General features: G+C 59.3%; 22 protein-coding genes and 5 pseudogenes. 6 read left to right on the top strand and 21 right to left on the bottom strand.

Features of this window, described 5'->3' with window-relative positions:
- The first annotated feature begins 394 nt into the window (after nt 1-394).
- On the top strand, nt 395-547 hold the full coding sequence (locus tag CXY73_RS21785; protein ID WP_158254003.1) for a hypothetical protein: 153 nt from the start codon (nt 395-397) through the stop codon (nt 545-547).
- A 338-nt stretch (nt 548-885) separates the two neighbouring features.
- Here the strand turns inward: CXY73_RS21785 and CXY73_RS21375 are convergent.
- Nucleotides 886-1,020: pseudogene (locus CXY73_RS21375) on the bottom strand (IS3 family transposase); the annotation flags it as partial.
- An 82-nt stretch (nt 1,021-1,102) separates the two neighbouring features.
- Here CXY73_RS21375 and CXY73_RS21780 point away from each other — a divergent pair.
- Nucleotides 1,103-1,324: an IS3 family transposase gene (locus CXY73_RS21780; protein WP_233198100.1), complete on the top strand. Its 222-nt coding sequence runs from the start codon at nt 1,103-1,105 to the stop codon at nt 1,322-1,324.
- Between the two features lie 44 nt (nt 1,325-1,368).
- On the opposite strand, the gene CXY73_RS02730 is transcribed toward CXY73_RS21780, so the two are convergent.
- The 7 genes from CXY73_RS02730 to CXY73_RS02700 all read right to left on the bottom strand — a co-directional run bounded on the left by CXY73_RS02730 (nt 1,369) and on the right by CXY73_RS02700 (nt 7,288).
- Complete coding sequence (locus tag CXY73_RS02730) at nt 1,369-2,214, bottom strand: amino acid ABC transporter permease (RefSeq protein WP_104176758.1); 846 nt, start codon at nt 2,212-2,214, stop codon at nt 1,369-1,371.
- Nucleotides 2,211-2,837 carry an amino acid ABC transporter permease gene (locus CXY73_RS02725; protein WP_199185262.1) on the bottom strand — a complete coding sequence of 209 codons (627 nt, stop codon included), beginning with the start codon at nt 2,835-2,837 and terminating at the stop codon, nt 2,211-2,213. Before CXY73_RS02725 ends, CXY73_RS02730 begins: the two co-directional genes overlap by 4 nt.
- 69 nt (nt 2,838-2,906) lie before the next feature.
- Entirely contained in the window at nt 2,907-3,686 is a 780-nt protein-coding gene (locus CXY73_RS02720; RefSeq protein WP_158254001.1) for a glutamate ABC transporter substrate-binding protein, read from the bottom strand.
- 171 nt (nt 3,687-3,857) lie between these two features.
- Nucleotides 3,858-4,628: an amino acid ABC transporter ATP-binding protein gene (locus CXY73_RS02715; RefSeq protein ID WP_104176755.1), complete on the bottom strand. Its 771-nt coding sequence runs from the start codon at nt 4,626-4,628 to the stop codon at nt 3,858-3,860.
- Between the two features lie 41 nt (nt 4,629-4,669).
- On the bottom strand, nt 4,670-5,785 hold the full coding sequence (gene menC, locus CXY73_RS02710) for an o-succinylbenzoate synthase (protein WP_104176754.1): 1,116 nt from the start codon (nt 5,783-5,785) through the stop codon (nt 4,670-4,672).
- Between the two features lie 46 nt (nt 5,786-5,831).
- Complete coding sequence (locus CXY73_RS02705; protein ID WP_104176770.1) at nt 5,832-6,497, bottom strand: MurR/RpiR family transcriptional regulator; 666 nt, start codon at nt 6,495-6,497, stop codon at nt 5,832-5,834.
- A gap of 11 nt (nt 6,498-6,508) precedes the next feature.
- Nucleotides 6,509-7,288, bottom strand: a complete 780-nt coding sequence (locus CXY73_RS02700) for a GNAT family N-acetyltransferase (RefSeq protein WP_158254000.1) — start codon at nt 7,286-7,288, stop codon at nt 6,509-6,511.
- A gap of 159 nt (nt 7,289-7,447) precedes the next feature.
- On the opposite strand from CXY73_RS02700, the gene CXY73_RS02695 reads away from it, so the two are divergent.
- Complete coding sequence (locus CXY73_RS02695) at nt 7,448-8,620, top strand: M20/M25/M40 family metallo-hydrolase (RefSeq protein WP_233198099.1); 1,173 nt, start codon at nt 7,448-7,450, stop codon at nt 8,618-8,620.
- A 123-nt stretch (nt 8,621-8,743) separates the two neighbouring features.
- Here CXY73_RS02695 and istB (CXY73_RS02690) read toward each other — a convergent pair whose 3' ends face one another.
- From istB (CXY73_RS02690) to CXY73_RS02640, 12 genes and pseudogenes are all read right to left on the bottom strand, one after another.
- The gene (gene istB, locus CXY73_RS02690; RefSeq protein ID WP_104176752.1) at nt 8,744-9,508 is read right to left on the bottom strand and encodes an IS21-like element helper ATPase IstB; all 765 of its coding nucleotides are present in this window, start codon (nt 9,506-9,508) and stop codon (nt 8,744-8,746) included.
- Nucleotides 9,505-10,626 carry an integrase core domain-containing protein gene (locus CXY73_RS02685; RefSeq protein ID WP_199185261.1) on the bottom strand — a complete coding sequence of 374 codons (1,122 nt, stop codon included), beginning with the start codon at nt 10,624-10,626 and terminating at the stop codon, nt 9,505-9,507. The genes istB (CXY73_RS02690) and CXY73_RS02685 overlap by 4 nt, the downstream gene beginning before the upstream one ends.
- A 525-nt stretch (nt 10,627-11,151) precedes the next feature.
- A pseudogene (locus CXY73_RS23415) lies at nt 11,152-11,399 on the bottom strand (thiolase domain-containing protein); the annotation flags it as partial.
- Between the two features lie 80 nt (nt 11,400-11,479).
- Nucleotides 11,480-12,628 (bottom strand): M20 family metallopeptidase, encoded by a 1,149-nt coding sequence (locus CXY73_RS22205; protein ID WP_199185260.1) that lies wholly within the window; start codon nt 12,626-12,628, stop codon nt 11,480-11,482.
- Nucleotides 12,625-13,641 carry a ketopantoate reductase family protein gene (locus tag CXY73_RS22200; protein WP_199185259.1) on the bottom strand — a complete coding sequence of 339 codons (1,017 nt, stop codon included), beginning with the start codon at nt 13,639-13,641 and terminating at the stop codon, nt 12,625-12,627. Before CXY73_RS22200 ends, CXY73_RS22205 begins: the two co-directional genes overlap by 4 nt.
- A complete protein-coding gene (locus CXY73_RS02670; protein ID WP_104176751.1) occupies nt 13,638-14,438 on the bottom strand; it encodes an SDR family NAD(P)-dependent oxidoreductase in 801 nt (266 codons plus the stop codon). The genes CXY73_RS22200 and CXY73_RS02670 overlap by 4 nt, the downstream gene beginning before the upstream one ends.
- Nucleotides 14,435-15,766: an MFS transporter gene (locus CXY73_RS02665; protein WP_199185258.1), complete on the bottom strand. Its 1,332-nt coding sequence runs from the start codon at nt 15,764-15,766 to the stop codon at nt 14,435-14,437. The genes CXY73_RS02670 and CXY73_RS02665 overlap by 4 nt, the downstream gene beginning before the upstream one ends.
- A gap of 89 nt (nt 15,767-15,855) precedes the next feature.
- Complete coding sequence (locus CXY73_RS02660) at nt 15,856-16,710, bottom strand: polysaccharide deacetylase (RefSeq protein ID WP_233198097.1); 855 nt, start codon at nt 16,708-16,710, stop codon at nt 15,856-15,858.
- 73 nt (nt 16,711-16,783) lie between these two features.
- A complete protein-coding gene (locus CXY73_RS02655) occupies nt 16,784-17,839 on the bottom strand; it encodes an Lrp/AsnC family transcriptional regulator (RefSeq protein WP_104176748.1) in 1,056 nt (351 codons plus the stop codon).
- 329 nt (nt 17,840-18,168) lie between these two features.
- Nucleotides 18,169-19,296: an NADH:flavin oxidoreductase/NADH oxidase gene (locus tag CXY73_RS02650; protein ID WP_104176747.1), complete on the bottom strand. Its 1,128-nt coding sequence runs from the start codon at nt 19,294-19,296 to the stop codon at nt 18,169-18,171.
- A gap of 190 nt (nt 19,297-19,486) precedes the next feature.
- Entirely contained in the window at nt 19,487-19,897 is a 411-nt protein-coding gene (locus tag CXY73_RS02645; protein ID WP_104176746.1) for a hypothetical protein, read from the bottom strand.
- A pseudogene (locus CXY73_RS02640) lies at nt 19,897-20,127 on the bottom strand (IS256 family transposase); the annotation flags it as partial. The gene CXY73_RS02645 and the pseudogene CXY73_RS02640, both read right to left, overlap by 1 nt.
- 383 nt (nt 20,128-20,510) lie before the next feature.
- Here CXY73_RS02640 and CXY73_RS02635 point away from each other — a divergent pair.
- The 3 genes and pseudogenes from CXY73_RS02635 to istB (CXY73_RS02625) form a co-directional block, all read left to right on the top strand.
- Nucleotides 20,511-20,874: pseudogene (locus CXY73_RS02635) on the top strand (recombinase family protein); the annotation flags it as partial.
- 29 nt (nt 20,875-20,903) lie between these two features.
- Nucleotides 20,904-22,127 carry an IS21 family transposase gene (gene istA, locus CXY73_RS02630; RefSeq protein WP_104176745.1) on the top strand — a complete coding sequence of 408 codons (1,224 nt, stop codon included), beginning with the start codon at nt 20,904-20,906 and terminating at the stop codon, nt 22,125-22,127.
- Nucleotides 22,124-22,900: an IS21-like element helper ATPase IstB gene (istB, locus tag CXY73_RS02625; RefSeq protein WP_199185257.1), complete on the top strand. Its 777-nt coding sequence runs from the start codon at nt 22,124-22,126 to the stop codon at nt 22,898-22,900. The genes istA and istB (CXY73_RS02625) overlap by 4 nt, the downstream gene beginning before the upstream one ends.
- Nucleotides 22,901-22,973: 73 nt before the next feature.
- On the opposite strand, the pseudogene CXY73_RS22545 reads toward istB (CXY73_RS02625), so the two are convergent.
- Nucleotides 22,974-23,423, bottom strand: a pseudogene (locus CXY73_RS22545) (IS30 family transposase); the annotation flags it as partial.
- Nucleotides 23,424-23,493 lie beyond the last annotated feature (70 nt).

The raw sequence follows: 23,493 nt of genomic DNA, 5'->3' as shown, positions 1-23,493 counted from the left end.
GTTTCACCGGAGTTACGGTACCAGGAAGAGGCGAGAATGCGCGACAATATCGTCGTCTGCGGGCCGGTGTCCTGGAACCACACGCCAACCGTACTACGAGGCGGGCGCGACCGTGCGCATCAGTTAGCTCGTCACCTTAGAGTGGGAACGCGTCACGCTCGAGGACATCGCCCAGCCACCTGGCCGGGCCGCGTTCGTGCGGGTGTATGTGTCGGGTAAGGAGGCGAGCGCGACCTACAACAAGGCGTGGGCCAGCTGAAATCGTGCGGCGTAACTGGTTGGCCGAATTCCTGAGCCGGAAAACGCTCCCGACAGGCACCGGCACGGTCGTCACCCACGAACTGACCGTGCACCGCACCGCAGTGGGCAGCGCCGTCCGCCGTGCTGTTAGGCCTTGAGCGCGGCGGGTATTGGGTACGCGGACGAGCTCGCCGCGCTGCTGGCGCACTACCCCACCAAGGCGCAGCACGTCACCCTCGCCGTGATCCTCGGTGGCTTCGAGGACAACACCAGCAAGAGCACGCGGTGCTACCCCGACAAGGGCTAAGCGGCGTATTTCCAGCAGCTGGCCGCCTGGGGTTACGGCCTCAGCGACGTCGAGCAGATTGTCGTTGACGCGCCGACCGGAAAACCTGCGAGCATACCTCGTGACCTGGCCCTGATCGAGGACGCCGATGAGGTGGATAGTCAGAATCAAACCATAGAGTAACGAGCAGTCCGTCGTGGCAATCCCCCACTGTCACGCCGGATATGTCCGGCCTCGGCACGGAGACCGGAACCTCGCCCCGCACACCTGGCTATTCGAAGGTATCTTGCCCGGAGTAACCGCAACGGGACTGCCCCCGGTTTGGTTGACTCCTGATCTGTGGAGATTCGTCTTCGCTGGAAGAACGACTCCATCGCGGCGTTGTCGCCGCAGGCGCCGACTCGCCCCATTGACCCGGTGATGCCGTTGTTCTTCAACACCCGCACGAACGCGTTCGACCGGAACTGCGAGCCGCGGTCGGAATTAAGCCGAATTCGGTTTAACTCCGACAGGGGCACCCAATATGCCTCCGCTCAGATCACCGCATTCGCCGCTGAGAATGGCATCACCCGCTCGATGGGATTGACCGGTATTTGCTGGGACTGTGAGACGCTGAAAACAGAGTTCTACTACCGCCGAGTGTGGCCCACCCGCGACCGAGCCACCCGCGAAGTCGGAGCCTGGATCGAGGACCGCTACAACCGCCGCCGTCGCCACTCCTCGATCGGGCATGTCACGCCTGTGGACTTCGAGCTGCAATACTCGTCACAGGCCGCAGAGATCCAGCTCGCCGCTTAACCCGTATCCACTTTCCGGGGTCGTCAAGGCCACTCACCCAATTTTCAGGTCAGGACGGGGTCTCCGGCGACAGAAATGGATGCGTGTCGTTGGGCGCTCAGACGCCGGCCGAGCAGACGGATAGAGAGGGTGAGGCCATAGGCGATAATGAAGTAGATGCCCGCGATCACGATGTAAACCTGTAGCAGGGCGTCCGACAGGTACGCCCCAACCGTGCTGCCTTGCCTGAGAAGTTCCGGGTAGGTCACAATGAATCCGAGTGACGTGTCCTTGAGGACAATGACCATTTGGGCGAGAATCGCAGGAAGCATTGCCCGCACAACCTGCGGAAAAATAACTAGACGCAACACTTGTAGCCGAGAGAGACCGAGCGCAGTGGCCGCGTCGGTTTGCCCACTGGGCAGGGCTACGATGCCTGCCCGCAGTATCTCGGCCAAAGCGGCACCGTTGTAGAGTCCCAAGCCGACGACCACAAAGGGCAGGCCGGAGGTTTCGAGTTTGGCATGCAGAGACAGGAGGAACGGGATCCAGATCAGTAGCAGTACGGGCATGGCGCGGAAAAACTCGGTGTAGACAATTGCAATGAAACGAATGGTGCGATGGTGGGACAAGCGGCCGGCAGTGACGATGACACTGATCACGATGGCCAGGACCACACCACCGACAGCAGCGAGAAGGGTATTTAGCAAGCCCGGCAAGTAGGACCCGGTAAAGATGCGCCAGTCAAGCGCCTGAGCCCATCGAGCGAAATCAAAGAAACCGGCGGAATCGAGCGGGATCGCTATCACGGTGGCTGCGGCCACGAACGCGACGGCGACGGCGACGCTGAACACGCGCACCTTCCGACGCCCGCGCGGGCCGAGGGCGTCGAACAACACGCTCTGTGTCATCGGGCAAACACCGCCCGTCGTTCTAGACGGCGTACCATCCACGCCGCTGGAAGATTAATAATGAGGTAGCCGCTGGCACTGCCGACGATCACCACGATGGTGGAGACGTTGTCGTTGACCAGCTGAGCGGTGCGCGCTGAAATCTCGACTACACCAATGACTGAGGCCAGCGCGGTATTGCGGGTGAGCGCGATGAACAGACTGCCGAGCGGGGGGACAACTGAACGGATGGCTTGCGGCAGCACGATAAGACCCAGCGATTGTGGGAAAGACAAGCCGAGAGCACGGGCAGCCTCGGCCTGGCCGACGTCGACGCCGTTCACGCCACCACTCAAAGTCTCGCAAACGAAGGCCGCAGTGTAGAGGCCCAAGACGAGCACTGCCCAGGTCATGGGCGATAATTGCAGGCCGGTCTGAGGTAATCCGAACACCGCCAGGATGAGAATCACCAGCAGTGGCAAGTTGCGAAATAATGCCACATAGGCACCTGCCGCCCACCGAGCGGGTGGCACTGGGCTGACAAGCGCCGCCGCCAACCCAGTGCCGACCACCAGGGCGAGCGCGAAGCCGGCCAGCGATAGCTGCAAGGTCACCAACATGCCCTGAAAGAACTGCACCGTCACGTCAGACATGTCTGGTGTCATGTTTCGTCTCCTCGGTAATTGAAAACCTTGGTGGGATGGGAGTTGTTTTTAGTACGGAGCGACCGCCGGCTGAGTGGGTACGTCGGGGTCCGCCTCGCCGATCGTCTTCGCGTAGGCTTTGACCCAATCACCGTTCTCCCGCGCGAGTTCGAGAGTTTCGTTGACGAAGGATCGCAGTTCCGGACTACCGTGCGCGAATGCGATGCCGTATGGCTCGCTGGTGAATGGGTCGCCGACGACCCTGAAAGCGTCTGGGCTGTTACTCAGGTAGCCGAGCAGGATCACATTGTCGGTGCTGAGCGCGTCGTAGGTGCCGTTGCGCACCGCTAATGCACAGTCGGCGTAGGCCTTGAGAGGCGCGGATATGTCTGCTTCAGGGTTGAGTTCCTGCAGGTTGGTCAGCGAGTTCGAGCCGACCGTAACGCAAACCTTCTTGCCAGACAGATCCGACAGGCCGCTGATACTGGTGTCGTCCTTCTTTGTCAGGATGTCCTGGCCGGCTTCGAAATACGGTCCAGCAAAATCGACGATCTCCTTGCGTACATCGCTGATCGTGTAGGTGGCGGCGAGCATATCAATCTTCCCGCTGTTTAGGTACTGCTCGCGGTTGGCTGAGATCGTTTCGACGAATTCGAGTTTGGACGGGTCGTCACTGCCGAAGATTCGCAGCGCGACCAAGCGCCCCATCTCGGCATCGAAGCCTTCAATTTCCCCGCTCGCGGGATTGCGCAAACCCATCAACGGCTGGTCGAACTTCACCCCCCAGGTCAGCTTGCCGCGGTCCTTGATTTCCTGAATCGCAGCCGGCAGCGAGGCAGCCTCAGCCATTGCGTAGCCGTCCGCTCCAGAGGTGCCTGTGCTGTCGCTGCTAATTTTGCTGCTGCTGCACGCTGTTGCCAGGGTGATGACGGCGACTGCCGTTGCCAGAACGCCGAATAGTCTTCTTTGACGCATGGAGTTACCTTTCTTTGGTGGTGAGTCTCGGCCGGCGGCCGAAGGTTAGTGGTGCAGGATTCGGGACAAGAAGTCTTTGGCCCGTGCGGTGGTGGGATTCTCGAAGAACTCCGCCGGCGGCGCTTGCTCGAGGATTTGACCCTCGTCCATGAAGACGACGCGGTCGGCCGCTCTCCTGGCGAAACCCATTTCGTGTGTGACAACAACCATCGTCATGCCGGAGCTCGCCAGGCTGGTCAGGACATCGACTACTTCATTGATCATTTCTGGGTCGAGTGCGGACGTCGGTTCGTCGAACAGCATGAGTTTGGGTTGCATCGCCAAGGCTCGTGCGATGGCGATTCGTTGTTGCTGTCCGCCTGAGAGCTGGGCTGGATAGGCGTTGGCTCGGTCAACGAGTCCAACCCTCTCAAGCAGCGCGAGCCCGTCGGAACGTGAGGTCTCACGGCTGATGCGCCGCACATTCCGCGGAGCGAGCATGATGTTCTCCAGTGCGCTCATGTGTGGGAACAAGTTGAAAGACTGGAACACCATGCCAACTTCGGCACGGAACCGAGCGAGCTCGCTTCCCTCTTCAGGTAGTGGAACGCCATCGAAAAGAATAGTGCCGCTGTCGATTGATTCGAGTCGGTTGATCGTGCGACACAACGTTGATTTACCCGATCCGGACGGTCCGATGACGACCACGACTTCCCCTGCGTGCACGGAGAGGTCCACATCGCGCAGCACATGTTGGGTGCCGAAGTACTTATTAACCCCTTGCATCTGTACGAGAGGAGGTATTTGGTTCACGTGCGACTCTGACACTTCACTCATCCGGTGCACTCCCCGAGCGTTGTTGTGACTGGCTGGGCTGCTCACATTCCCACCGTTTCTTTTTTCATTGTGTTCTCGCTCATCCATTCGCGGTCGACCGCGAATCCGAGACCGGGCGCGACAGGCACATCCACAGAGCCCAATACTGTGACAACGGGAGGACGTATTATGTCGCGCCGATAGTATTTCTCTGAGCCTGAGACATCTGAAGGCAGCGTAAAATTCCCTAGCGACGAGATAGCGACGTTTGCCGCACGGCCAATGCCGAATTCATGCATGCCGCCGCACCAAACCGGGATACCGTGATCGCGGGCAAGGTCATGTGCCTCCCGAGCCTTTGTTAATCCGCCCATTCGTGAGACCTTGATATTGAGTATCTTGCCGGCCTGCAGAGCGATCATGGTTCGAAGATCATCGATGGTGGAGACGGACTCATCCAAACAGACCGGAGTCTCGAGTATCGCTTGAAGTCGGGCGTGTGACAGAAAATCACGCGGTGAAAAAGGCTGTTCAATCATGGTCAGACCCAGATCGTCTAACTTTCGCAGTTGGTCGAAATCCGTCTCTGTGCTTTGATACGCGCCGTTAGCATCGACGTGCAGATCCTGCTCAGGAAATACAGCGCGTACTTCACGCACTGGCTCAACGTCCCAACCAGGCGCGATTTTCAGCTTCACGCGCGCGTAACCTGCCTCTACGTGCTTGTGAACCTGAGCGATTAGTTCGTCGATTGTCGGCTCGATTCCCAGCGAAACCCCCGCTTTGACCTGGTGCCGGTTGCCCCCTAGCGCCTTTGACAGCGAGAGCCCTTTCATCGTTGACCAGAGAACCCACGCCGCAGTGTCAACGCCTGCCTTTGCGAATTCATGCCCCCGTACTTTGCGCCAGAGCGCCTGAACCTGTGCTGGGTGGTCCCAACTGATACCGAGGATCGACGGCAATAGGTAGTGTTGCGCTATGTACCATGTAGTTTGGACGGTCTCCGGCGAATAATAGGGGGCAGACGGCGACGCAATTTCACCCCAGCCAGTGGCACCGGATTCATCAACGAGCTCCACGACAATATGGTCGAGATGATCTTTGCGATGTGAACTGGTTTCGAAGCTGTGCACCAGGGGCAGTCGAACAACGTGCAGTGTGGCTTCAACGACTCTCATATTCTCCTCCTCAAAGGTGAGACTGGTACAAGCACGAAATTGGCGATTAATTTTCCAAATAGATGTCTAGCTTTCGACCGATGCGTTCCCTCTCAGCGATGCGGCGCCGTGCTCCCTTCGAGCTGGCTGTCGTCAAGGTGCTCAACAAGTGAATTGTGGACGCGACTGCCGTTGGTGAGTCCGCGAAAGACGCGCTGCCGGTTGGGACCACGACGCTCTCAGCAGCAGACTTGACCAGCGGCGATTCGGCGTCGTCGGTGATAGCAACCAGAGTTCCCCCTGACTCCACGAACTGCTCAGCGATGAGGAGAGTCTGTCGTCTGTATCGACGGAATGAAAAAGCCACTAGAACATCTGAATCGCGCACATCACTCAATACGTCCAAGGCGCGAACGACAGTGCCATCCACAAGAGTGACCTGCGAAAGACCTGCTGACATATCGGCAGCCAAGAGATTAGCGTAAGCAAAGCTCTTCCCCGCGCCAAGGACAAAGCGTCGCCGGGCAGCTACAACCATGGCGGCGGCCCGAACAACAGATCCGTCCTCGGTCAAGCGTTTGAACGAATCGGACAGATTCTGCAATTCTTTTTCGAACAATCGAGCTTGAAGGGCCACTGCGGAGGAATTACTCTGCATGCGCGCGCCGAAACGATCACCGGGGCTTACTAGTTGGCGATTTTCCTCGTAAGACTCTGGAGCTGCTGTTTCCATAACGTGTCCCGTCATCGGCTCGGATCGCTCTGTGAGAGCAGGTACACAGCAGTTTGAGAGTCGACACGACGGCACGAAACAACCGAAAATCCCTCGTCAAGGAGCTGCCCAAGCGACATGGCGAGCCTGTCTTGGATCATGTCTTGATCGGACGAAAGTTTCTTCGGTTCCACCGTTACATCGGCGGGGATGGGGACGACGGCGCTGTGTCCCATTCGAATGGCCTGTCCCCATTGAGCTGACTGGTATTGCTTTTGTGACGGCTCAAGGAGAGTTCGCCGTTGAGCGACTTGCTCATGACTTTCTGCCAAATCCCAATCGACTGTAATGCGGTTGCTACCCGAAGCGCCGTAGTAATCTCTTGAGAACCAGCGCCCCACAGCACCAAGTACGTCAAGGTTGAGGTGTGCGTTTCGGGCGTAGATTGGGTTAAAAGACCAGCGCATATGAACGAGTCCGTTCCTGAGTGCACTATCTCGCTGCGCCTGCTTGAGGATGCGACCGAGGCCTTTCCCCTGGAACTGGGACGCTACGACGACGGCCTGCGAGTAAAGGTATATATCCCCATCCGACATTCCAGTAAACCCATAGGCGAAGCCGACTAATTCGCCGTTTGCAGACCATGCTCCAAGGACGGTCCCACCGTGAATGGCCAGTGCTTTGAGTAGACGAGGATTCAGACCACTTTCTGGGCCGTTGTAGCCGAAGACTTCACGATAGAGCTGTGACGCCTGCTCCAACTCTTTAAACTGAGAAAGCTCAGCAACTGTAACCGCAACATCCGTCTCCACCAACAGTGCTTACCCTCTCTAGATCACAGCAATACTTGGACGCTTGAATCATACGTTACATATATTTCACTATTTACCTGACGAGCACAAGGTATTTTACTATAGAAATTAGTGGATACGATATGTATATTCACGCCAAAGATGACAGAATGGGTCGCCATGCACGAAATGAGTCCTGATGTCGCAACGTCGCTCGAAAGGTCAATCCGGTACAGGAAAGAGCCAATTATGAGTCGACTTCAACGCCTTGTGAGCCTTGAAACCCCCAGCGGTGCGAAAAAATCGCTCGACCACTTTGCCAAGGACCTAGCAACTAACTTCACATCCCTGGGCGCCAGCGATGTATCGCTTACCCCGACGAGCACTGGCAGTCACGTTATTGCGAATTTTCCTGGCAGGACGGGCGAACGACCGCTGCTCCTGATCGGACACAGCGACACGGTATGGCCAGTGGGAACCCTTGACAGCACAGTTCCGTGGACAGTGAATGGCGACATTGTCACTGGTCCCGGTGTCTTCGATATGAAGTCCGGGCTAGTTATTATTGAGGTGGCTCTTGCTGCGTTGCGAGATGTCGGCGCCACCCGCCGCCCAGTGCGGATCATAGTGTCGGCCGATGAAGAGGTCGGATCTCCGACATCGCGAGAAATCTTGCTTAAAGCGGCACAGGGCATAGAAGCCGCCCTTGGCTTTGAGTCACCCCATCCTGACGGAGCCCTAAAGATAGGCCGTCTGGGTAGCACGAGAGTAACGTTGTCCGTCGTCGGCCGGGAGGCTCATGCCGCGCTAGAACCCGAAAAAGGTGTCTCCGCAATTGATGAACTCGTTGACCAACTCATAAAAATACGCCAGCTGGTGGCATCCTCCAATGATTGGGGATGCGGAACGACACTGCTCAATGCCGGAGCTATCACAGGCGGGAACAGGGCGAACGTCGTCTCGAGTCACGCAGAGGCGTTGATCGGACTCCGATTTGAGAATAGCGAGGTAGAGGGAAGGGTCCTCAGTGACCTCGATCGACTTCGGCCATTTCGAACCGGCGCATCAGTTGGTATTGAAGTGCTCACTCATCGGCCGTCGTGGCAGGCCAGTGCAGCCGATCACGCGCTGCTTACGCGTATCGAAACCATCGCAGCTGCACTCGATCTGCAGGTCGACGGCCGGCCTGCGGCTGGGGCTGCAGACACAAACTTCGTCGGCGCGATGGGTATCCCAACTCTTGACGGATTTGGTGCACGTGGTGGGGGCGCCCATGCCCCCACAGAGCATATTTTTTTTTCTTCGCTGATCGAGCGCGCGTTCTTCCTAGCCGCCACGCTGCACTCGATATGACGGTAATTTGAGCTCTCCTGACTCTTCCGTTCTGTGGGTTAATTCCGGCCAGGTAGCACCGTTTTATGCCCGCCGAGGCTGAGCATGTTAACNAACTGAAAACAGGGCCACTCTCGTGTGGTTCTAGTGTGCCGTAGTCTCGGCGGGTTGGTGTTGCTTGAGCCGGTAACTGTTGCCTTTGAGGCTGATTACGTCGGCGTGGTGAACGATTCGGTCGATCATCGCGGAGGCGATGGTGAGGTCTCCGAATACGTCTCCCCAGCGGGCGAACGGTAGGTTGCTCGTCATGATCAGCGATGCGTGTTCGTAGCGCGAGGACACCAGTTGGAAGAACAGGTTCGCGGCGTCTTGGTCGAAGGGGATGTAGACGACCTCGTCGACGATCAGCAAGCTGTAGCGGCGTAGCCGGGTCAATTCGGCGGCAAGTTTGCCCCGCGAGTGGGCTTCTTGAAGTCGGGTGACCCAGTCCGTCGCAGTATGGAAAAGGACCCGGTGGCCGGCTTTAGCGGCCTTGATCCCGATGCCGACGGCGAGGTGCGGTTTCCCCGTTCCGGGAGGCCCGAGGAGGACTACGTTCTTCGCTTCGGTGAGGAACACACTCGTGCCCAGGTGCGCGATAAGGTTTCGGTCGGCAGAGGGCTGGTGCTCAAAGTTGAAGTCCTCGAGGGTCTTGTGTCCAGGGAATCGGGCGGCCTTGATTCGCAGCCCGGCGCCGGAGGCTTCGCGTTCGGAGACTTCTTTGGAGAGCACTGCGGCGAGGTATTCCTCGTGGGACCACCCCGCGTCGCGGGCTTGGTCGCCGAGGCGGCGGAACGCTTCGCTGATTCGGGGTGCTCGGAGGGCACGGGCGTAGTACTCGATCTGCGAGGCTGCTTCCGGGCCGATCATGACGCGACCGCCAGCACGGTCGGCGCCGGTTCAAGGTCGACGTTGAAGAGTTCGTCGTAGCGAGTCAACGACGCTATTTCGACGGTGGCTGTGCTCGGGGGCCGGCGGGCGCGTTGAGCTTGGAACTGGGCCCGCAGCTCGGCCGCGCGGAGTACATGTGCGGGGTCTGTGACGGTGAGCTGCCGAGCCCACTTCCGGCGGTGCGCCGCGATGAGGACGCCGTCATGGTGGACGGTGACCCGGTCAAGGCTCGCCGCCACGTCGACGACTCGGCCGATCATGGCGGGGTCGACGGAGTAGTCGTTGCTGAACGCGCGAACATAGTAATCGCGTGGCAGTCGGACGCTGTTGCGAAACATGACCTCCGGTGCCATCGGCGGGAGCCCGCGCATCGCGGCCCGGTCCCTGCTGATGAGGTCATTGGGTCGACCTCGGCGGGACCGAGAGAGACGATTGTTCGCCACCGGTAACCACGCGGCGAGCTGCTCGTTGAAATCATCGGGAGAGGTGAAGGCGCGGCCCGACATGAAGCGGCTCCGGAAGAAGCGATTCATTCGTTCGACCATGCCCTTGGACTCGGGGTCGCGGGCTTTGAGCAGTTTGATCTGGGTGCCGAGGGTCCCGGCGAAAGCGGCGGCGGGCTCGGTGAGTTTTCCACGGCCGATGCCGGTCTCGTTATCCCACGTCAACCGCGTCGGAACTGCTTCAGCTTCCTGCAACAAGGACCACATCCCGCCGAGCAGATCCGGCGTCGTCCGCGATGGCAACATGCGCGCTTGGATGAACCCGGAGAACGTCGACGTCATCACCAGCACCGGTGGCGCAGCAGCCTGGCCATGTCCCAGCGGCAGGTCCTCGTGCGGGAACCAGAGATCGCACTGGATCTGGAATCCGGCAGGATGCACCAGTCGATCCGCAGGATCCGGCACCACATACTCCCGTCGGAGCTCAGCGACCTTGGCCCGAAACAACGACGGAGATCCCGACCAGCCCACCCGTTCCGCTGCGGTCGCGGCCGGCATCGTCGGTGTGGCCGCGAGTAGCACCCGCACCTGACTGGCGAACGCGTCGAAACTGGACCCCGACGGCTCCCGCTGATACGTCGGGGACCTACGCAAGGCAGCACACGAGCTCAACGAACGCCCCCGGAAAACCCTCGACTGGGACACCCCCGCCGAACGCTTCGCTAAGCTGCTAATCACTGAATAGACCACCCGGTGTTGCAACGACCGCTGGAAACCGCCGCGTATCTGGCCCTGTATTCAGTTGGCGTTAACAGAGCATCGCGAGTGCCATGAGGGCGTCGGGTGATGTGAATCCGTCGAATATCCGACGCTAAGGTTTCTGGCGTGTGGCGTTCGGTAACGATCCTTCGCAAGTCACCCTGGGCAGGATCAGCGAGTCACGGAATCACGCGGCGAGTTTTGTAATACTTGCGGTGTCCGCGCCTCTGTGACGTGTTACCGGGTTGGTGATACGTTGCTGGTATGAAAATTGGATACGCCCGTGTCTCCACCCGGAACCAGCACTCCGAAGCCCTGACCGGGACCAGCCGCGAACAGGTTGTTCTTTGGTAACGCGAGCCCAGCAGCCACGTCCGTCACCCCGAAATCGGCATAGATTCGCCTGAACTCCGCGATCAACATGGCTTCCAGTACACTGACGTAGTTGGCGACGGCCAGGCCTCCCATATTGTGAATTGCTGCCCGTCGTGCGTTTGTTAGCTGCATAGCCCCGGCCGTTCCGGTGAGCTGCAGGGCCGAGATCACGTGCTGCGAGACTCTCGTCGCCCGACGGGATGTCCCTTTGACTTCAGTCCACCGGACACTTTGATCGGTAGTTTACCGTCGCGAAACACCCAGCCTTCGTCAAGGGCGCGGCGTCCGCACCCATTGCCTGGAAACGGCGTGTCAACGGCGTCGTCCACCCAACGGTGTCAAGGACACATGTTCCTCACGGAATCAGGAAGCGTCAGGCAAGCGCAACGAGAAGCCCCGCTGCAAGCGCGGTACGCTCTACCATTCCGTCGATACTGATCCACTCATGTCGCGCGTGGGCCCCTGATCCGACCGGTCCTAAGCCGTCAAGTACCGGAAGTCCGAGCGCTGCCGCAAAGTTTCCGTCACTAGCTCCGCCAACCGACACCTCACGCAACTCGAACCCGAGAACAGCGGCAGTGGAGTACGCGACCTTAAATAGCTCGCCCGTTGCTGCGCTTCGCTCCATGACCGGACGATTCCAGCCGCCTGTGATGGCGACGGTTGCCCGCGAATCTGCCGTAGTGAGCCCGCCGAGAACAGCGTCGATCCTGTTTGCTTCTGAATTTGATGTGACCCTCACATCTAACTCGGCGGTAGCGTGACCCGCCGTAACGTTTGTGCGGCTGCCGCCCGAGATGGTTCCCACATTCAGTGTCGTTCCGAGGGCGTGGTCACTGGCTGAATGAAGCTTCAAGACTATTCGCGCGATCTCATCAATCGCGCTTGTGCCGGCGAGCGGATCCAATCCGGCGTGTGCTTCAATCCCCGTGACGTCGATTGTGAAGATACCGACGCCCTTACGGGCAGTTTTCACTGCGCCGTTCGCGGCCGACTCGAAAACGAGCACGGGCCCGCCGCCGGAGACGGCTCTTTCGATGATCTGACGCGACGAGGGGCTACCAACCTCCTCATCGCCGTTCAGCACGAGTCGGATTGCCGGGTTGGGTAGTCCACATGCTTTGAGGGCAGCGACGGCCCAGGCAAACTGGATGAGGCCACCCTTCATGTCGAAGGCTCCGGGTCCCGTGAGACGATCGCCATCGATGGCGACTGGCCAATTCGTTAGCGTGCCAGCGTCCCATACGGTGTCGTAGTGGCACAGCACGCTGACGGATTTGTGCGACCCTTCAGTAGGGGGCAGATCCCATACGACTGTATCTCCGAACCCTGACGTTGAGAATGCCTGGCGTTCGACGGGAGCTCCAATCAGCGCAGTAAGCCACCCCTCGATCCATGCCAACCCTTGTTGCAGCAGTTCCGGATCATCGGAGGGTGTCTCGTGATCGATGTACTCCGCCAGGTCGGCGACTAGATTGGATCTATTCGTGTCGATCCAGTCATGCGCGCGGTCGCGTGTCACCGTGTCACCGCCGGGTCGAGCTGGTTCAGCAGACTTTCATTCATCTCTATTTCTCCGCGTTCTAGCTGTTCGATGTGGTTAACCATCGCGTGCAGGTATGGGACTTCGATGTTGGCTTCAGCTGCGGCAGCCAGTACAGGTGCATATTGCGCGTGGACTTCCGTCGGGCGTTTGCGGACGGCGATGTCTCGCCAGATGCCTGACCGTGTTTTGGTTTGGGTTGCCAGCCAAGCAACGAGACTATCGATTGCTCTTGTATTCACGTCCGGGTCGACTCCGAGCCTGAAGGCGGCGGGGTCGAACGCATCGAATCCCTCGAGCTGTAGCTGACGATGGTCTGCGACGGCGATGACCTCAGCGGCGAGGGCGTTCATGGTCGGGCGGTGGCGGTCGATGAGGACACTCATGTCCTGGTCGGCCAGAGCGGTGGTGACGAGCATGGCTCCGAAGGCGAGCTTGGCCCACAAGAAACCCTCGACGTTATCCGAGACAATCGGTCGCCCCCAGTGTGCTAGATCGTCGGCAAGCGCCCGAACTCGGTCACTCGTGCCGCCGGCATATTCTCCGATCGCTATTCCCCCGTGGCCTCCGTCTTTGATAACTCCAGGTTCGATTACATCGGCAAAGAGATCAACAAAGGCGATCACAGTCCGGTCTGCTCCGATGAAGGAGGCGATCGTTTCCTCGTTGAGACCGTTTTGCATCGAAGCAACGAAACCGTCCGTGGTCAACCGTGGTGTGATCCAGGCAATCGCCGCCGGGGTGGCCTGCGCTTTTACCGCGAGAAGGACGCGCGTTATTCTCGTAGGTGCATCGTCCAGGGTGAACACGGGAATGCGTGCGACGAGCCTTCCACCAGGCGTGAGAAGCGTGATCCCGTTTTGCCGGATTGCTTCGACGTGACCAAGATCGGCGTCGATGAGCTGGACCGGGATACCTTTGGCATGAAGATGAACGGCAATGGTGCCGCCTATAGCGCCTGCTCCGACGATCGTGTAAGGGAGGTTATTCATACGTCTTGTTCCTCTCGTGGGTAAGTAACGTCGACCGTGGTCCAGCTCAGGGGCAGGTTGTGCGCGCCAGTCGACGATCCACCGTCGATTCGCAGGATTGTTCCGGTGACCCAACCCGCTTCGGATCCGGAGATCCAGACGACCGCCCGGGCGATGTCGTCCGGCGTACCGTCTCGGCCGAGCGGGTTACCCGAGACGGCTGCTGCATACTCCGTTGTGACTGGGTTAACGTCGCTGGCTACGGCGATGAAGCCTGGCGCGACGGCGTTGACTCTAATTCCATGTGGACCAAGTTCAAGCGCCGATGCCCGCGTCATCATCTCGAGCGCGCTCTTGGATGTGCTGTACGCGGCAGCGCCGGGACGGGCCCGTAGTGCCGCTCCCGAGGAAATATTGACTATGGATGCTGTGGATTTCGCGTCGATCACGGCATTTGCCAGAGCGACCGTCGCTAGGAGCGGAGCACGCACGTTGATGTTTTGCACGGCATCCCACGTGCTGGGTGTCAGGTCGAGAAACGGAAGCGCTGGATAGATCCCTGCTGAGTTCACCAGGATGTTGACGGGTGAACGCGTCCAGGCAGCGTCGACCGTGCGGCGCGGGGCGTCTGCATCCTGCAAATCTTCTGTGATTGTCGCGACTCCTGCTGCGCCGGCCTCGCGAACAACCCTAGCTGCGGCGGCGAGTGCGTCGGTTCGATAGTCGACAAGGGTTACATTGGCACCAATGCCACCAAACCTGACAGCGGTCTGGAGCCCGATTCCACTCGCCGCACCGGTGATAAGTACGTGGTTCAATTGATGACCTTGCCCTTGGTCTCAGGCATCGTCAAATATACGATAAGCCCAATGAGCGCGGCTGCGGCGCAGTACACCCATACGAAACTGCCAAGCTCATTCTGATTCAGCCAAGTCGTGATGTATGGAGCGGTTCCTCCGAATATTGCAACAGCAAGGGCATACGGGAGGCCGATTCCGGTCGCTCGTACTTCCGCCGGGAACTGTTCAGCCATGATCACGGCGCAGTTGGCGGAGTAGCCGAGAAGAAGAATCAGCCCGATTATTTGGATAATGAGGAGAACCCAGAAATTGCCATTGAGAAGAGTGAATGCGGGCCAGGCGAAAATGAGGAAACCGCCCGCGAACATGGACATCGTGGGCTTACGCCCGATTTTGTCGGACAAAATGCCAGCAAACGGCAAGAGAAATAAGAAGATTACGATGCCAACCACGTTGGCAAAGAGCGCTTGGCTAAGCGGGATGCCAGTGGTGACGGCGGCGTAGGTGGGCATATACGACGCCCACATGTAGTACAGCAGTGTGCCGGCAATCGTAATACCGAAGACGCGGAGGGTCGCCTTAGGGTGCTCGACGAACATGGTGTAGACCGCACTGCGACGCTTCTCAGTCGGAACAGCCTGGGCACGGGCCTTAGCGTTAGTGAACGAATCGGTTTCCTCAACGGAGACGCGAAGCCACAACCCTATAACTCCGAGTGCTGCGCCAAAGATGAATGCGGCACGCCAGCCCCAGCTGTCGACAGCCTCCGCTGAGAAGGTGCCCGTAATAAACGCACCGATGGCCGAAGCGATCAGGATTCCCGCACCAACGGAAACTTGCTGCCAGGACCCCGCGAAAGCGCGGCGTTTGGGTGCGGCTGACTCCACGAGGAAAGCTGACGATGATCCGAACTCACCCCCCGCCGAGAAGCCCTGAACTAGTCGGGCTATCAGCAAGATGATTGGGGCGGCGATACCAATGGTGGAAAAATCCGGCGTGAGGCCCACTACGAGGGAGGCGCCGGCCATCATGCCGATTGTCAGCACCATTCCCTTCTTGCGGCCATGCCGGTCAGCGAAAGCGCCGATCACCGCTGCGCCGACAGGACGCATCACGAAGCCGACCGCGAACACTGCGAGTGTGGCCAACAAAGCGACCCCCGGGTCGTCAGCGGGGAAGAAATGGCGAGCAAAGATTGATGAGAACGTGGTGTAGATCGCCCAGTCAACCCACTCAACGGTGTTGCCGATAGCACCGGCGAGAACGGCTTTGCGCCCTCGGGGTGTGAGTTTCGTCTGGTGAACATCGGCGCTTGTCGCCCCAGACGACATAGTGGTATTCGTCATGTGCGTACTTCCCCTTTGATTGGTCAGTCAGTGTTCATAGACGTGGAATGTCATACGTAAGAAGGTTCGAGAAGGTCGAGTCGTTGCTCTCAGGAGAAGATATTGGGAGACACGTGGGCGGCCAAGCCGGCATGCGTGGTGAACCAAACGTCCGGGAAGGTTCGGATATAAGTGAGAAGCTCGTCTAACATCGACATTCGTGAGCGGTGACCGATGATGTGTGGGTGCATCGTCAGCTCGAAGGTCCCCCCTTCGGCATATGACGTATCGAACTCATCGCGCCAGATGCGGCCAAGTTCGCGCGGTGCCATATACGGGCGGAGCCCGGAGAATCGATCCATCATCAAATACGGCGCATCGTCCCGGATCCATTCAACGGGAATCTCCACAATCCCCGTTTGGCTCCCCCTGTGCAGGAGCTCATAGGGTTCATCGTCGGCCATAAGCGACGAGTCGTACCCGAACCCGAGCTCTTGGATGACATCGAGGGTGGAGTCGGAGAAGTCCCACGAAGGCGTACGGATTCCCACCGGCCGAACACCGGTCTGGCCCTCGAGCACGGCGATCGCACGGCCCAGGAGATCGAGCTCGTTGTCAAAGCTAAGATGTGTGTTGCGCTCGTGGATCCACCCATGCACGGCAACTTCGTGTCCGTCCGCGATGTATCTCGGTGCCTCATCTGGGCGGAGCAGCGCGCAGACGGCAGGGATGAAGAATGATGCGGAAATTCCGTGCTTGGTGAGGAGATCAAGGATACGCGGCACGCCGACGCGCGCACCGTATTCCCCTTGCGCCATGCGCCCGGGAGAGACCTCGCCGTCGCGCAACGAGGGCGTCTCGTGGTCGGAATCGAAGGAAAGCGCAACGGCGACGCGAGCCCCCCCGGGCCATCTTGTTTGGCCTGCGGCGGGGAGCAAGTTGGCGCCAGCGCGTACATTTTCCACGACGCCGCGCCAAGTAGATTCAGGCCAAGTCCACGGCTGTCCGGTTAGGTCAGTGGCAGAAGATTCTGTGGTTTCACGCACTGGAGCTCCTTGATATGGGTACGAAACGACTGTCGACGATTGGCGTCCACATCCGCTTATGCGTGGTCATCTGGATGGTGAGATCGACCTCTCGAACTCCCGGAAGGGCGCCGAGCACGTGTGTGGTGAAGTCATAAAGATCGGCAAAGTCAGCAAGAAACACTTGGCCGATGAGGTTGTACCGACCAGCCGCAGCCGCGGCATAGTGCACGGCTGAGTGCTGAGCGAGCTGCCGTGCTGCGGCACCGAGTTGGTCAGGAGACACGGAAATCCAGAGCATGAGCTCAGTCTCAATACTCAGGAGATGAGGAGCAAGCAACGGCCCAATCCGCAACCGCCCCGAAAAGAGCAATTCATCGATGACCCGGCGAGTCGTCGCCTCGCTTCGGCTTATTGCACGCGCGACGTCGATAAGAGGCGTCCGTCCGTCCGGGATGAGTATCTCGACCACGGCACGCTCCAGCGAATTGAGGTGCGTTCTCGCAGGTACTACCCCTTCGATGGCTTCAAGGTTGGGGGCAACCGCATTGCCAGTGTATTCAGTCGCCGCCTTCCACCCGATCTCTCCCGCTCCTTCGAGCGCTCCAGGGAAGGCATCGAAGGGAACCGTGAAGGTTCGGAGGACCGGGACCGCTTCCGTGCGAATGGACGGGTCTGCGAGAAGTTCCTGAAGAAGCCGCTCCAAGTCGGCAAGCCTGGGTACAACGAACTCTGCAACGCAGTCGGCCGAACCAGTGAGCGTGGAGACGAATCGAACTTCGGGCCGACGAGAGAGCGTCGCGACAACGGAGGCGGTGGCCGCCGACCCACATTGGATTCGTACCATGGTGGCAATTCCGAGGCCCGTCGCCGAGGCATCAACAGCGCCAACGACGTGAATCGCTCCCATATCGTGCAGCCGGGCGTACCGACGTTGAACAGTTGAGGGTGACGATCCTACAACTTGAGCGATCGTCGCCCAAGAATCGCGACCGTTCGCAGCAAGTGCACGGACGATGAGCTGATCCAGCGCAGTGAGCTGCACCGGCTCCGCTCCGACAAATTCCATATATCGACGTTATACCTCAACTTTAGAATTATAAAGTCTTTTTTCAATCAAATATTTTTGTTTATATACGGGTTTCACCCAAGAGACGGAGTTTCCAACCGATTGCTCACCGGCAACGTCTCAGACCAAAGTAAGTAGTGTCACGAAGAACGCGTCGACGACGATCAAACCCGCGAGTCATCAAACGCAAGATCTCGAAATGGTCCATCAAACGCCTCCACCACGCCCAGTGGCCACAACCCCGCCACGAACCAGAACGGTATTAAAGCTAAATGAAAACCACCGGGAACACCGTTAACGAGACACTGCCAATAAAGACGACCGTGATATTAGAACGCTCGCCTGTATTGTTTTGGCCAGATTTGTTTTGGATCGGATTGGTTCAGACGGAAGTAGAAATACGGATCCCTGAGCAGGGCGCGACCAATAATAACGGCCTGCGCGTCACCGCTGGCGAGAATATCGGTGACAAGTTCGAAATCATCGATGCCTTGAACGGGTGCCGTCGGCAGTCCTGTTGCATCTGCGATAACGCGCGAAAACTCGACGTTGAGGCCGGGGCGCTTGGGGTATTCTGCATTGCGTTCCAGAGCGCCCGAGGTGACGTCGAGCAGATCGATCCCGATCCCGGCGAGCTGGCGACCGAATTCGACAGCTTCATCGATGTCAATCCCGCCGTCGATCCAATCGGTGGCGGTGAGGCGCAGGAAGACCGGCTTCTGCGCGGGGAAAACACGGCGCACCACAGCCGCCACCCGTAAGGGCAAACGCATGCGGTTCTCCAGCGTTCCACCGTATTCGTCGTCACGCTGGTTCGTCAATGGAGAAAGAAACTGATGCAGCAGATATCCATGCGCCGCGTGAATCTCCACGAGATCGTATCCGGCGCGATCCGCGAGTTCTGCTGCTCGGGCAAAAGCGACAACGAGCTCGTCGATGTCGGTGACGTCCATTTCACGAGGAGACGCCAAGTCCCCGTACGCGATGGGCGATGGAGCTATCACCGGCCATCCCCCATCGTCGACTGAAATCTGGCTGTTTTGCCCATTCTGTTCCCACGGCACCATTGACGCCCCTTTGCGCCCGGCAGCCTGAAGCTGAACCCCGGATACCGCGCCAGACGCGCCAATAAACTCAGTGATTTTACGATGAGCGACCACTTGATCCTCAGTCCACATGCCCAAATCGCCGGTCGTTATCCTGTGCTGCGCACCCACGGCGGTCGATTCGACCATGACGAGACCGACCCCGCCGACTGCCCGTGAGCCGTAATGAACCAGGTGCCAATCGGTAGGCACCCCGTCCGATCCGGCGGAATATTGGCACATTGCAGACATCCATACCCGGTTCGGTATCGTCAGTGCCCGCAACGTCAACGGTTCATCAAGCCGGGCACCCCGAACAGTCGAATCGAGAATGGCTGCATCAACGATATCTGCGGGTGATGTTTTCGGCATGGCTGAGGTCCTGTCAAGTTATAAAAATCGGATGTCAGGCCGGCAGCCATGACACATGGTCCTACCCCCTTGATGCTATCTAGTGTCCTACGTCAGCATTTCTTCGACGAAGTTGCATCTCTTCCATAAATCGTGTCCGGCACGACCACCTCGGAGACGCGCCGCCTGACCCCAGTGGTGTACTTGGTGGTTAGGCGGCATCGCCGAGGTACTGCCACCGATTCTCCGGATTCAACACACCCAAATCCACCAACTCCCGCGCCGAACGATGATCACCACGCTGATCACTAGAACGCGGATACCGCGGCCACACCCGCTCACCCGACGCATTCACATCGTGAAACAACGGCCGGCTCGACACGTCCACCCGTTTCGGCCGCCGCCGCGGAACAGCATTCATCGTCGCCACCTCCGCTTGCCACCACTCCCACACCTCACGCTCGGCCCGATACCGATTTGCCCGATCCACAAGCAACCCAGCCACCCCCACAACGCGAGCAGCCACGTCGCGCAGATCCCGTTTCGCCCGCGCCCACCCCACCACATGCTTCACAATCAATCGGGGGAGTGTCTCGGTAACGGTGTTTCCGGCGTTTTTCATTAATGGGATTCTGCGTTCGGCCAGCGGTCACGGAACGTGAAGGCGAAGGCGTTGAGAGCTGGCTTCCAACGCATCGTCCAACGGGCTCGGCCCACTCCGGTGGGATCGAAACCGCGAGTGACCAGATACAAGCATTTCGAAGCGGCCTGTTCAGTGAGGAAATGTCCTCGAGCCCGCACCGCCCGCGGGTATCGGGCGCTGAGCGACTCTGACGCCTGTGCAGAGCGGATACGTCGACTCGCCACGAGCATTCTTTGCAAGAAGCGGCGCTAACGAAAGTTTTTGTCGTAACGTCCGAAGTCAGCGCTGATAGTTATTTTCAGCATTAACCCCAGAGTGAGGTCTCGTGGTGGATATGACACCAACATCGTAGTCTGTGCATGTGCTGTTTCAGCAGGGACGATTATCTTGACTTGTTGTTACGGATGAGCCTGATGTGGGACCGTCGTGCCAACGTCGGGCACTCCTCTGTATCCATCACGCAACATGAATCGTGTATGGTCTGCGAGACGCAGAATACGCTCTGGGATAAGTGACAAGATTTGATTCTTTCGGGGAATCGGGCGTGTTGTCACGTATTCGAACATATAAATGACATGGGCTTGTCGGGTACATGCGGGTCTGGAAGGCGGACGGGTCGCAGAGCACTGGTCTTCAACGGGATGGGCTTCTGGCTGCCGGCGTCGAGTCGGACAACCTTTACGAGGACCATGCCTCCGGCAAGAAGGACGATCGCCCACACCTGGCTGCGTGTCTGAAGGTACCCCGGAAGGGCGACACTCTCCTGGTGTGGAAACTTGACCGACTCGGCCGTGACTTGTGCCATCTGGTCAACACGGCGCATGATCTTATCGATCGAGGCGTCGGCCTCAAAGTCCTCGCTGGCGAGGGTGCCGATCGACACCACGACAGCATCCGGGAAGCTTGTCTTTGCGGCTCTCGCCGAGTTCGAGCGAGCGCTCATGTTAACGCCAACTGAAAACAGGGCCACCCAGCAGTATGAAGGGTGATCACATTGGATGATTGGGCGGAGATTCGCCACCTGCATTCGACAGAGAAAATCTCGAAGCGGGAGATAGCACGACGACTCAGCGTGTCTCGAGGAACGGTCGACCGGGCCTTGGCCCCGGCCTATCAGCGGGCAGGCAGTGGGTCGAGTTTCGACGAGTTCGCGTATGCCGCACGGGCACTGTTGGCGGCCACGCCAACGATGCCGGCGGCGGCCATCGCGGAACGCGTCGGCTGGTCAGGATCGGAGTCGCTGTTCCGGTCGAAGATCGCAAAGATCCGGCCCGACTACCGGGTCCCGGACCCCGTTGACCGGCTCGTGCACCCGCCGGGCTTCCAGATGCAATGTGACCTCTGGTTCCCCCACGACGACATCCCCCTCGGCCGCGACCAGGTCGACCGGCCACCCGTGCTCGTGATGACGTCAGCGGCGTCCGGATTCATCCAAAGCCGCATGCTGCCGACACGGATGACATCAGATCTGCTCGGCGGCATGTGGTCTCTGTTCGAGGAAGCACAGGCCGTTCCCTCGCGGCTGCTCTGGGACAACGAGTCCGGGATCGGGCGCGGGAAACTGACCGAGGCCGCCGCCGCGTTCGCCGGCACGCTCGGGTGCGAGATCAAACTTTTGAAGCCCCGCGATCCGGAGTCCAAGGGCATGGTCGAACGCATGAACAGGTTCTTTCGGGGCAGGTTCATGCCCGGTCGCACATTCGCGTCTCCGGCGGATTTCAACGCCCAGATGGCCGACTGGTTGCCGATCGCGAACAGCCGGTTTTCCCGTGCCCGCCGAGGCCGCCCGATCGATCTCGTCACCACCGATAGGGCCGCGATGCGGGCGCTGCCGCCAGTGGCTCCCGAGGTGCTGTTTCGCAACATCGTGCGCCTACCAAGGGATTACATGGTCCGTGCCTTCAGCAACGACTACTCCGTCGACCCTGCCCTCATCGGGCGTCTCGTCCACGTCACTGCGGGCCTGGACACGGTCAACATCCACCACGACGGGCTCCTCGTGAGCTCGCACCCGAGGCAGTGGGCGCGGCAGCTGAACATCATCGATCCCGCTCACGTTACTCGGGCTGGTGAGCTGAGGAATCAGCACCGGAGCCAAGGCCGGAAGATGCCCGTGTTAACGGTCGTGGAGACCGCGTCGCTGGATCACTACGACACCCTTTTCGGCCTCACACCCGACGCGCCAGCCCCCGTGGCGGTCGCCTCGTGAGCGGCGCAGTGGTTGGCGGATCCGAGACCGCCTCGCAGATCGAGTACTACTCCCGGGCGCTCCGGGCGCCGCGGATCAGCGATGCGTTCCGGCGCCTCGGCGACCAGGCCCGCGATGCGGTCTGGTCCCACGAGGAATACCTCGCCGCGGTCCTCTCGCGGGAAGTCTCGGAACGGGAAGCGTCGGGGTCAGCGATGCGGATCAAGGCTGCACGGTTCCCAGGATTCAAGACGTTGGAGGACTTCAATTTCGACCGTCAGCCGTCCGCCGACCGGAACCTGATCGCGCATTTGGGCACCGGGGTTTTCCTCGCCGAGGGCAAGAACGTGGTCCTGTTGGGGCCGCCAGGGACCGGGGAAACGCATCTCGCGATCAGTCTCGGCGTCAAGGCCGCACAGACCGGCCACCGGGTCCTCTTTGATACCGCAGTCGGTTGGGTCAACCGCCTCCAAGAAGCTCACTCCCGCGGGAAACTCGACGCAGAGCTCAAGCGACTGCGCCGCTACAGCGCACTAATCGTTGACGAAGTGGGCTATATTCCGTTTGATCAGGACGCTGCGAATCTGTTCTTCCAGCTCGTCTCAAGCCGCTATGAACAGGCGTCGCTGATCTTGACGAGCAATCTGACTTTTGGTCGGTGGGGTGACGTTTTCGGTGACCCAACGGTGGCGTCAGCGATGATCGATCGGATCGTTCATCATGCCGATGTCATCAGTCTCAAGGGTGCCAGTTATCGGATGAAGAACCACCAGCTGCCGTCAACTACGACATAGTAGAAACTACACAACCGTGGCCCTGTCTTCAGTTGGCGGGCGGTTTCTAGTGGTCGTTGCAACACCGGGTGGTCTATTCAGTGATCAGCTTAGCGAAGCGTTCGGCGGGGGTGTCCCAGTCGAGGGTTTTCCGGGGGCGTTCGTTGAGCTCGTGTACTGCCTTGCGTAGGTCGTCGGTGGTGTAGGTGGAGAGGTTGGTGCCTTTGGGAAAGTACTGGCGTAGTAGTCCGTTCGTGTTCTCGTTTTAGCCGCGTTGCCAGGGGCTGGCGGCGGCGCAGAAGTAGACGTCCATGTTTGTGCCGAGGCGGATTGCGGTGTGGTGCGCCATCTCGACACCTTGGTCCCAGGTCAGAGAGCCGCGTAGGTGTGCGGGGAGGGCGTTCATCGCGGCCACGAGGCCGTCGCGAACTGATTCGGCGGTGTGATCGATGGGCAGGTGCACGAGGATCACGAAGCGAGTCGTGCGTTCCACAAGGGTGGCGATCGCGCTCCGGTTGTGGGCGCCGGTGATGAGGTCTCCTTCCTTACGTTGTTGTGGTGGGTGATTTCGGGACTGTCGTAGTGTGTCGATCACCCTCGGGTGGCGGGTATGG

It is taken from the genome of Cryobacterium sp. Y50 (assembly GCF_002929805.1).
In the GTDB taxonomy this organism is placed as follows: domain Bacteria; phylum Actinomycetota; class Actinomycetes; order Actinomycetales; family Microbacteriaceae; genus Cryobacterium.
Note: the sequence above shows the minus strand (reverse complement) of the source record. Positions and strands in the feature narration are given on the sequence as shown.

What these genes read in the sequence shown, in the direction of transcription:
- CXY73_RS21780 (WP_233198100.1), top strand. Translation starts at nt 1,103, where the DNA reads ATGGGATTGACCGGTATTTGCTGGGACTGTGAGACGCTGAAAACAGAG.
- CXY73_RS02730 (WP_104176758.1), bottom strand. Translation starts at nt 2,214, where the DNA reads ATGACACAGAGCGTGTTGTTCGACGCCCTCGGCCCGCGCGGGCGTCGG.
- CXY73_RS02720 (WP_158254001.1), bottom strand. Translation starts at nt 3,686, where the DNA reads ATGGCTGAGGCTGCCTCGCTGCCGGCTGCGATTCAGGAAATCAAGGAC.
- CXY73_RS02715 (WP_104176755.1), bottom strand. Translation starts at nt 4,628, where the DNA reads ATGAGTGAAGTGTCAGAGTCGCACGTGAACCAAATACCTCCTCTCGTA.
- menC (WP_104176754.1), bottom strand. Translation starts at nt 5,785, where the DNA reads ATGAGAGTCGTTGAAGCCACACTGCACGTTGTTCGACTGCCCCTGGTG.
- CXY73_RS02705 (WP_104176770.1), bottom strand. Translation starts at nt 6,497, where the DNA reads ATGGAAACAGCAGCTCCAGAGTCTTACGAGGAAAATCGCCAACTAGTA.
- CXY73_RS02695 (WP_233198099.1), top strand. Translation starts at nt 7,448, where the DNA reads ATGCACGAAATGAGTCCTGATGTCGCAACGTCGCTCGAAAGGTCAATC.
- istB (WP_104176752.1), bottom strand. Translation starts at nt 9,508, where the DNA reads ATGATCGGCCCGGAAGCAGCCTCGCAGATCGAGTACTACGCCCGTGCC.
- CXY73_RS22200 (WP_199185259.1), bottom strand. Translation starts at nt 13,641, where the DNA reads ATGAATAACCTCCCTTACACGATCGTCGGAGCAGGCGCTATAGGCGGC.
- CXY73_RS02665 (WP_199185258.1), bottom strand. Translation starts at nt 15,766, where the DNA reads ATGACGAATACCACTATGTCGTCTGGGGCGACAAGCGCCGATGTTCAC.
- CXY73_RS02655 (WP_104176748.1), bottom strand. Translation starts at nt 17,839, where the DNA reads ATGGAATTTGTCGGAGCGGAGCCGGTGCAGCTCACTGCGCTGGATCAG.
- CXY73_RS02650 (WP_104176747.1), bottom strand. Translation starts at nt 19,296, where the DNA reads ATGCCGAAAACATCACCCGCAGATATCGTTGATGCAGCCATTCTCGAT.
- CXY73_RS02645 (WP_104176746.1), bottom strand. Translation starts at nt 19,897, where the DNA reads ATGAAAAACGCCGGAAACACCGTTACCGAGACACTCCCCCGATTGATT.